The following is a 9,564-nucleotide window of genomic DNA, read 5'->3' as shown; positions in this document are numbered from 1 at the left end:
CAGCAGGCTCCAGTATTAAAACAATGCCATCCTCTTCAAACATATAATCACGCCTTCCAACAATCCATTTACTATGGCTCAAGTATTGCCTTGAAAGGATAGGTTTTAAACACCCTTTCTAACAATATATAACCATTTCATGATCAAATAGCTTATACGGCTTATATGATTTCACCACAAATACAAAAAAACTCAAACCTTGAACTACCAAGAATTTGTGTTTTTTTGCATCTCATTCTTATATACCTTTATCAAGCTCATATAACCTACGATATTTCTCATTTTCTTTCAGTAGCTGTTCGTGACTACCTTGCATAGCGATTTGGCCACTATCAAGGAAAATAATTTCATCTACATGTTCAATTCCTACAAGATGATGTGTAATCCAAATAACAGTCTTTTCTTCTGTTGCAGAAAACATGGTTTCTATTAAGGCTAATTCCGTTTTAGGGTCTAAACCGATAGTTGGTTCATCAAGCACAATAATCGATGCTTCTTGCATAAGAGTTCTTGCAAATGCTACCCTTTGCCTTTCTCCGCCAGAAAACCTCTTTCCCATTTCATGCATTTTTGTTTGTAATCCATCAGGAAGAGAAGCAATGTGCGGTGCTAGCTGTGCTTTCTCTAAAGCTCTCCATATCTCTTCATCATTAGCCTCTGGTTTACCGATCCGCACATTATTTCCAATTGTCGTATCGAATAAATGTGGCTTTTGGTTTAATACAGAAATATATTTTGACAAAAAATCCGTATGAGCTTGTTCACCATTCAATATAACTTGGCCACTTACCGGACGTAATGCCCCAGTTAACAATTTTAGTAAAGTAGATTTTCCTGTTCCACTTCTACCTAAAATAGCAATTTTCTTTCCTGCCTTTATTTGCAATGATACATCTTTTAATACAGGTTCATTACTATCCGGGTAATTATACGACACATTACTCAGTTCAATATCTACATGTTTTGATACAACGTATTCTTTATTTACAGGTAACTCCTTACCACCATCCAAAGTGCTCTCACTTTCTACGCCATTAAGCCGATGAGCAGATTCTACATAAGATGGAATTCGATCGATAGCATCTGATATAGGGATAAGCACATTTGTCACAGATAATGTCATTAATACGAAAGCTGCGATAACTGTAGGTGCAATCTGTTCACTTGCCGCTGCATTTCCAGTCCATATAATCATTGAAATGACTACAATACCTACTGTTAAGTGAATGAGACTGTCTCGAATATGGTACCAGCGTTTCACTCTCTTTTCTGTCTTTAACAACTGGACATTTTGCGCTACATACTCATTAATAAATTCATCTTTTCTACCACTCGCCTGCCAATCAGATAACCCAAATACAGCATCTGTCAATTGTTGATACAAACGATTTCTTCCTCGCTTCAAAGCAACATGATGTCGTTTCATCAAAAGTAGTGATACGAATGGGAGAAGAAAAACAATAACAGCTAACATACAAGCTGCGATAAGTGCAAATACTAAGTCAAATGCACCGATAACAAGTACGAAAATGCTATATACAACTAACGCTAATATACTAGGGAATATTGTACGTAAATATAGATTCTGTAAATGTTCTATATCATCAGACAATACACCTAGTACATCACCAGTTTGAAATCGAGAGCGTAAAAATAACGCCTGTGGTTCTACAATTCTATATAGTTTTGTTCTCATTTTTTCTAAAATTCGTAGAACGACGTCATGCCCTACTAAACGCTCTAAATAATGAAAGACAGCTTGCCCTATACTAAACGCACGCGTTGCAACTATAGGAACATATACAGCCATTACATTTTCTGGTCTGAGAGCAGATTTAGAAATTAAATAACCTGAAATGAAAAGTAGCATCGCACCTGAACTAACTCCAAGAAGCCCGAGGAAAATAGTCAACGTCATTCTACCTTTATTTTGCTGTATATGAGGTTTAATCCAATTACTCATCGCTCTCCCCTCTCTTCCCTATGAAAATGTAATGTCTCATTCTTTAAAAGTTCTTCATATGTTCCACTTTCTTTAATTTCCCCTTTATTTAAAATAAGAATATGATCCATTTGCTTCATCCAATGCAGACGATGCGTTGCAAGAAATACTAACTTACCTTCAAACAGACGTAACATCGATTGCTTTATTTCAAATTCAGTTTCAATATCAAGATGTGCTGTAGGTTCATCTAATAAAATGATTGGCTTTTTACTTAAAAGTGCACGTGCCATAGCGACACGTTGTTCTTGTCCGCCACTAAGCATACGTCCACCTTCTCCAATTCTTTCGTACATCCCATGTGGTAATGATGCAACGAGCGAACGAAGACCAACTTCATTAATAACTCTCTCAACTTCTTCATCARTTGTATTCGTTTCATAGAAACAAATATTATCTTTTAAYGAAAGYGGAAAAATATAAGGTTGCTGCGGAATATAAGCAATATTTTTTTGCCAATCTTCTCGAGTAGATTCACCAATTTCCACACCATYTACTAACATCTTCCCACCCGAAGGMGGTAGAAATCCTGCTAACACATCGATTAACGTTGATTTCCCTGCCCCACTTTCACCAATAATGCCTATAGCACCGTTACCTTGCCAAGTAAAATCAATTCCCTCTAATATAGCCTTTTCAGATTCATCATTATTTACTTTTACATCTTGTAATTTCAAACTACTAGAAGAATTCCATACTATATCTACATTTGAATCTTTCTTTTCTATTTCTTTTTGTTTCTCTAAAATTTCTTCTATTTGCTCCATTGCAAGTTGTCCATCTAATGTAGCATGATAATTCGCTCCAACTTGCTTAATCGGCAGAAAATATTCCGGCGCTAAAATTAAAATCGTAAGAGTACACGATATGTTTCATATTGGCTATCCGCCATTTTCTGCGCTGCTAATCCTAAAAGGATCATAAATATGATCACAATTGGAATCGTTACAACTAAAATGATTCCAGACTTAATGTCCAGTGTTAAAACATATAGAACAATTAGCCCTGGAACGATACTACTTCTAATCATTTTAGGAATTGTCAATTCAATATATGTTTTAAATTTCTCAATACCTTCTATCGATAAAGTAACCAGATGACCAGTCCCATTCGTTTGGACAAATCTCGGCCCTAACGTAAAATATGCTTCTATTAGTTGTTTACGTAATGCAAATCCTGTTTTTTCAGCGAAACGCTCAACCAATATTTGCGATGTTCGCACCAACATTTGGCGTGCTGCAAACRTGATTCCAAAATAAACAGTTTCATTTAGCACAGCTTGCACTGTTTCTCCATGAAATAAAAATGTGATKGCTCGTGCTAAAAACACTGTCTGYGCAATGATACTACACGCCTCTAAAATGCTAATAAGACTTAAAGTTACATATAAAACTCGGCTACCAGGATACGACGGAAGTCCTCTTTTTCTTTTCATTAGTACTCCAAATCTTTGTCTGACTTAACAGGTTGTCTAAATACATAGAAACTCCATATTTGACTACCGATAACAAACGGTAAAATMGCAAGAGAAAAATAGCTCATCAGTTTTAATGCATAAGGTCCTGATGCCGCATTATAAATTGTCAAATCATTTACCGCTCCTAATGAGCTAATCATGACACGCGGGAACATACCGATGAACACACTTGCACTTAGCAAAATGATTGTTAAACTCGTCATAAAGAAAGCCCAACCATCTCTTCTTCTTTTATTTAATAAAGTAGAAACAAATAGCGCTACAAAAGCCCCAATTGGAACCATTAGCCACTCTGAACCATGTGCGGTGAAAATATCTGTTTTCCATAACCCTACAGCCGCAAAAATAAGAAGTGCTATTAATGCAAAAGGAGCAATCTTTGTCGCGGCAATACGTGCGCGTTCTCGTAATGTTCCTGTTGTACGTATAGTAAGGAATTGCAAACCATGAACAATACATAGAAGAAGAAACATAACTCCTCCAAGTAACGCAAATGGGTGAAGTAATTTCATGAATCCTCCTACCATATTTTTACTTTCATCAATTGGTACACCTGTCATAAAGTTTGCGATTGCAACTCCCCATAGTATGGGAGGTAGCAAACTTCCAATAAACATGCCCCAATCCCAGAAACTCTTCCATTTATGATTTTCTATTTTCGCACGGAATTTAAAGGAAACACCTCTTATAATTAATGCAAGAAGCATAAACACAAATGGAATATAAAACCCACTAAATAAAGTTGCATACCAGTGCGGGAATGCCGCAAACATAGCGCCACCAGCACAAACAAGCCATACTTCATTCGCGTGCCAAAACGGCCCAATTGTATTTAAATATATACGTTTTTCCAAATCGTTTTTTCCTAAAAACCTTGAAACGATTCCTACACCAAAATCGAAACCTTCAAGTACAAAGAAGCCAACGAATAAGGTTGAGATAATTAGAAACCACAACTCATTAAGAGATAACATACTCTTCCTCCTTATCAAATGGATCATGGCTTTGATAATCCTTTTTCGTTTTCTTATTCGCATGTCCTTTAATGATACGAACGAATAAGTAAACAGTAATTCCTCCAACAATTAAATATAGTGATGTGAATGAAACAAGAGAGAATAATACTTCTCCAAATGAAACGTTTGGAGATACAGCATCTTCTGTTTTCATAACACCGAAGACAACCCAAGGCTGACGTCCCATTTCAGTCATGATCCATCCTACTGTATTGCCGATAAACGGTAGTGCAATTGCATATACCATTATTTTTAAATACCAAGGGTTTTCAGTTAAGCGATCTTTTCTTGATAAGAACCAGCCGTACATCCCTAAAAGAAGCATGAATGTTCCACTCATTACCATCGCTCTAAAACTCCAGAACATAGTATGTACTGGAGGAATATAATCTCCAGGTCCATATTTTTCTTCATATTGTTTTTGAATTTGATTCATCCCTTCAACTTGACCGCTAAATTTATCATATGACAATAGACTTAGCATATAAGGGATTTGAATTTCAAACGAATTTTCTTTCTTCTCTGTATCAATTTTTGCAAATACTGTAAATGGCGCTGGATCCTCACTCGTATTCCATAATGCTTCAGCTGCTGCCATTTTCATCGGATGTGTCTTAATTAAATTTTGTGCTTGTGCATGACCGAAAAATAATACCAATGCTGTTGAAATTGTTCCAACAACGATAGAAACTCTGAAAGACTTCTTAAACACCTCAGTCTCTTGGCTGATAACATTGTTCCTATTGAGAGGAGCCAAATACATAAAAGGTGAACTCGCTTCGGAAGTTTATCCTCACCGAATACCCATAAACCTAGGAATGTAGACTCAATGAAAAATGCTAATAAACCTTCAATTGCCAGTGACGGTCCGAAAACATCACCAACAAAACGTGAATAYGTTGACCAGTTCATACCAAACTGAAATTCTTGTAAAATACCTGTTACAACACCTACTGCAAAGTTAACAAGGAATATTTGTGTCCAAAACTTTGTCATTTTCTTATAAACTTCTTGTCCCTTTACCACATACAACGTTTGCATTAACGCAATGATAAAAGCTAAACCTATAGACAGCGGAACGAAAAAGTAATGAAAAATCGTTGTTGATGCAAATTGTATTCGTGCCAATTCGAGCGTTTCCATGCTTAAATCACTTCCTTCATAATTTTTTATCGATTGAATTAAATGAACAATTCAATCATTTGGAAATACAAAAAGATAAATTCGTTTATGTACTTTCTGAAAATATAAATTGTCAGTTTTTTAGATAATTACAAAAGAACTTTCTTCATACGATTTACCTTTTCACTATTTCAGTAGTGTTTTATTCGTTAATCGAATTGTATAATATACTTACATAATAAATTCAGGTGATTTTTGACGTATTATTGACAGGATTTTGTCTGAAATATGTCTTTTGTAATTTTTTTGAATTAGATTTCTCACATTTTAAAAACGTACTTTTCAAACATACAACACACTCTTATATCAATTGTTATTATGTTTCTCTCTTCATACGCTTGACTTTCCCTTTGAAAAATGTCCTCGAATCAAACCTGAAAACACGTTAGATTTTTGTCAAGAGAAAAATGTATTTCCAAAATTCAAATCAACAATATTGTTATTCACAAATAGAAAAAAACTCCCCTTCCTCTAGACATAAAATTCGTTTTTTTGTCATTTTTCAAACTGACTAAATAAAAAAGTACCGAGAATAAATTATATTCCCGGTACTTTTATCATTATTTCGTTATATATTTTCTAACAGCTGGCATAATTTCGGTAGCAATTAATTCAATGTTTTTTTCAATCTTATCAAATGGTACACCGCCAAAATCAATCTGTGCCATAAAACGTTGCTGTCCAAATAATTCATATTGATAAAGCATTTTTTCAATAATTTGTTGCGGGCTACCAATCATTAACGCATCACGGTAATCTACTGCATTAGTAAATTGTTGTTTCGGATACCCACCACCGCGTAGCGCAAGCATACCRGCATTAATATGAGGATAATATTCACTAAGTGCATCTTGTGAATTTTCTGCTGTATAAAATAAACTTGTTGTCGCAATTGGTAATGTTGCTGGATCAAAACCACTTTGCTGAGCAGCTTCACGATATGCATCAACCGAAACTTTAAAATTAATAGCTGGGCCACCAAGTGTCGTAAGCATCATTGGTACACCTGCGTGCCCTGCCTTAATCGCACTAGCAGGTGGCCCTCCGACAGCACGCCAAATTGGCATATTGTTATTTTTAGCTCTCGGTATAATTGCCGCATGTTCAAGTGGTGTTCTAAACTGCCCTTTCCATGTTACACTTTCTTCTTTATTTATTTTTAATAAAAGATCCATCTTCTCTTCAAATAGTTCTTCATAATAATTTACATCGTAACCAAGTAAACTATATCCTCCAATACGAGATCCACGACCAGCAACGATTTCAGCACGACCATTAGAAATTAAATCGATTGTGGCAAAGTCCTCATATACACGAACCGGATCTGACGTGCTTAATACTGTTGCAGAACTCGCGATTTTAATATTTTTCGTAGCTTGTGCAATAGCTCCTAAAATAACTGTATGAGCTTGCGTTGTAAAATGCGCTTGATGACTTTCACCGACAGCAAACACATCAAGTCCAGATTCATCCGCTAACTTTGCTGTTTCAATTAATTCATGAATTCTTTGTTCTGCACTTATTTTCGAACCATCATGCGGATTTAAAATATGATCTCCAATTGAATATAATCCAAATTCAATTCCCTTACTTGTATCAATACGGTATTTTTCCATAGTTGCTCTCTCCCTTTTAATAAAGCGGTATTAATTTCTCTTCAATCTCTTTTCTTCTCTCTTCTAAAAATGGTGGTAAATCCAGCTCTTTTCCTAATTCTTCAACTGTTGAATCTACTGTAAATCCTGGTCCATCCGTTGCAATCTCAAATAAAATGCCATTTGACTCACGGAAATATAAACTTTTAAAATAAAAGCGATCGATAATCCCTGTTGATTGGAACCCTTTATCTTTCACCGCTTCATTCCAATAACTCAGTTCTTCATCATTTTTCACACGAATAGCTAAATGATGAATACTTCCTTTTCCTGGTCTTTCACTCTCTCCATCTTGCTGTTTCACCAAAATTTCTCCAAAAGATTGACCATCAATAGATTGATAAATCCCCTCATCGTCTGAACGAGATACTTCTTTATAACTAAACAAACCTGTTAATGTTTTTGATAATTTATTTAAACTGCGCACTGTCATTTCAACTGTTCCCATGCCTAAAATACGATGATTCTGCTCTACAGAAGATTCATCTCATGCAGTCCAATATTCAGGCACCTCTTCATCTTTATTATTTAACAGCACTAACCGTAGACCATCTGGATCTTCAAAGTGCAGTGCGTCTCTTCCGGCGTAAGTTGTAATTTCCCCATGCGCCACCTGGAGTGACTCAAAACGTCTCTTCAAAAATGTAAGACTTTCTATTGAAGGTACGAGCAAGCCTATTTGTGTTATTGCATTTGTACCACGGATTGTTCTACCTACATTCGGCATTTCAAAAAATGATAATTCAGTTCCGGCACTCCCTGTTAAATCACCATAAAACAAATGATACATAAATGGATTATCTTGATTGACTGTCTTTTTCACCCGGCGTAATCCTAAAACATCTCGATAAAAATTATTATTTGTTTTCGCATTTTTAGTCACCATAGAAATGTGGTGATGTCCTGGAATTGTATACATAAAACTTCCTCCTCTTCATCACTTGATTAGTCAATTGATTGAGTAAAAAAAATTACTCATTCGGTAATTCTTTTTTTTCACTATGCTTATGAACTTTTGACATCAACTCGTATAGTATTTTCTGCTCTTCTTCATTTAATACATCATCAAAAAATGATGATTGAAATGCAAGTTGCTCTGGCAATGCTCTTTCTAAAGCCGCTTCCCCTTGCTCTGTAAGACTAATTGTTTTCGTTTTCCAATCTTGTTTTCGTATAATATATCCTTCTTTTTCAAGACGTGTTAACATTCGAGAAATACCGCCTTGTGTAACGGTAACCTTTTCTGCTAACTCCATTTGTGTTAATGGCTGATAAGTCCGTATTTGCAAAAGCACATCAAATTGGGCTGTTGTTAAATCAAAACGTTTTAAAAACTCATTTGACATTTGATTACTTTGGTTCGTAAATCGTATTAAACGTAGCCATATTAACGATCCTATCGTATTTTCACGCATGTTTCATCACTTCCTAGCGTTGATCTTACTATCACTTTACCACTCAAGTGATAGTAATGCAAGTAGAAATATGTTAAAAATACCTCCCAAAATCATTATTCTTAACTTTCCATTTCATTCATTGCTATATTTAAAGCTGCCACAGCTTTTGGCCAACCAACGTAAAAAGCCATATGTGTTATTAATGCAACTAATTCATTCTCCATTATCCCATTTTGTTTAGCTAGCTTCAGATGAAATGGTAATTGTTCTGTATTACCAAGACTGATTAGTGCCGACAATGTACATAAGCTTCTTTCTCTTAATGTTAAAGCGGCATCCCGCCACACTTCCTCAAATAATATCTCTTCACTATAATGAGAAAATACAGGTGCTACTTCTCTCATTTTCTTTGGAATATAGAATTCAATTGGTTCATTCATCATTTTGCTCCCTTCATTTTTACCAATTGTGCCATCCCTTGACCAAATGACCAGTTTTCAGCAGCTATCTCATGTAATGTAATAAAAATGTCAGTAACTTTCACATTAGAACATGCTGAAATTTCAAAGGATATAGATTGATACAAACCTTTTTTCTGTTGCACTGTTCTTCCAGGTCCACATGTAATAGAAACATGAATCATATTCTCAGTTCTCATTTCTCCTCTTTCCAACAAATAATATGGATTATACAAAAATTGATTTTGTTGATAAGGTAAAAATATTTGAAAATAATCATTTTCAGGGATGTCGAAATGTTCAATTAATGAAAGATGGATACATTCACCTATCTTTTTCAACTCTTCTTTATTTAATATATCTTCATGATAATAAAC

6 protein-coding genes and 3 pseudogenes are annotated in these 9,564 nt (G+C 35.1%); all 9 read right to left on the bottom strand.

Annotated elements, in window-relative coordinates; genetic code table 11:
* Nucleotides 1–238 precede the first annotated feature (238 nt).
* Nucleotides 239–1,963: a thiol reductant ABC exporter subunit CydC gene (gene cydC / locus AC1DJR_RS18990; RefSeq protein ID WP_131245754.1), complete on the bottom strand. Its 1,725-nt coding sequence runs from the start codon at nucleotides 1,961–1,963 to the stop codon at nucleotides 239–241.
* A pseudogene (locus AC1DJR_RS18985) lies at nucleotides 1,960–3,437 on the bottom strand (ABC transporter ATP-binding protein/permease). Before AC1DJR_RS18985 ends, cydC begins: the two are co-directional and overlap by 4 nt.
* Nucleotides 3,437–4,453 (bottom strand): cytochrome d ubiquinol oxidase subunit II, encoded by a 1,017-nt coding sequence (gene cydB / locus AC1DJR_RS18980; protein WP_429688182.1) that lies wholly within the window; start codon nucleotides 4,451–4,453, stop codon nucleotides 3,437–3,439. Before cydB ends, AC1DJR_RS18985 begins: the two are co-directional and overlap by 1 nt.
* Nucleotides 4,440–5,638, bottom strand: a pseudogene (locus AC1DJR_RS18975) (cytochrome ubiquinol oxidase subunit I). Before AC1DJR_RS18975 ends, cydB begins: the two are co-directional and overlap by 14 nt.
* 599 nt (nucleotides 5,639–6,237) lie before the next feature.
* Nucleotides 6,238–7,293, bottom strand: a complete 1,056-nt coding sequence (locus AC1DJR_RS18970; RefSeq protein ID WP_477003241.1) for an LLM class flavin-dependent oxidoreductase — start codon at nucleotides 7,291–7,293, stop codon at nucleotides 6,238–6,240.
* Nucleotides 7,294–7,309: 16 nt separating this feature from the next.
* Nucleotides 7,310–8,251, bottom strand: a pseudogene (locus AC1DJR_RS18965) (ring-cleaving dioxygenase).
* A gap of 52 nt (nucleotides 8,252–8,303) precedes the next feature.
* Complete coding sequence (locus tag AC1DJR_RS18960) at nucleotides 8,304–8,747, bottom strand: MarR family winged helix-turn-helix transcriptional regulator (RefSeq protein ID WP_002012331.1); 444 nt, start codon at nucleotides 8,745–8,747, stop codon at nucleotides 8,304–8,306.
* Between the two features lie 101 nt (nucleotides 8,748–8,848).
* Nucleotides 8,849–9,172, bottom strand: coding sequence for a carboxymuconolactone decarboxylase family protein (locus AC1DJR_RS18955; RefSeq protein ID WP_033709001.1), 324 nt, complete (start codon nucleotides 9,170–9,172; stop codon nucleotides 8,849–8,851).
* Nucleotides 9,169–9,564, bottom strand: a 396-nt coding sequence (locus AC1DJR_RS18950; protein WP_477003240.1) for a tautomerase family protein, incomplete at its 5' end; no start/stop codon positions are given. The genes AC1DJR_RS18955 and AC1DJR_RS18950, both read right to left, overlap by 4 nt.

Source organism: Bacillus sp. 05T31 (assembly GCF_056396725.1).
Note: the sequence above shows the minus strand (reverse complement) of the source record. Positions and strands in the feature narration are given on the sequence as shown.

Excerpts from the sequence above, each read along its gene's own strand:
- cydC (WP_131245754.1), bottom strand. The coding sequence starts at position 1,963 with ATGAGTAATTGGATTAAACCTCATATACAGCAAAATAAAGGTAGAATG.
- AC1DJR_RS18960 (WP_002012331.1), bottom strand. The coding sequence starts at position 8,747 with ATGCGTGAAAATACGATAGGATCGTTAATATGGCTACGTTTAATACGA.
- AC1DJR_RS18955 (WP_033709001.1), bottom strand. The coding sequence starts at position 9,172 with ATGATGAATGAACCAATTGAATTCTATATTCCAAAGAAAATGAGAGAA.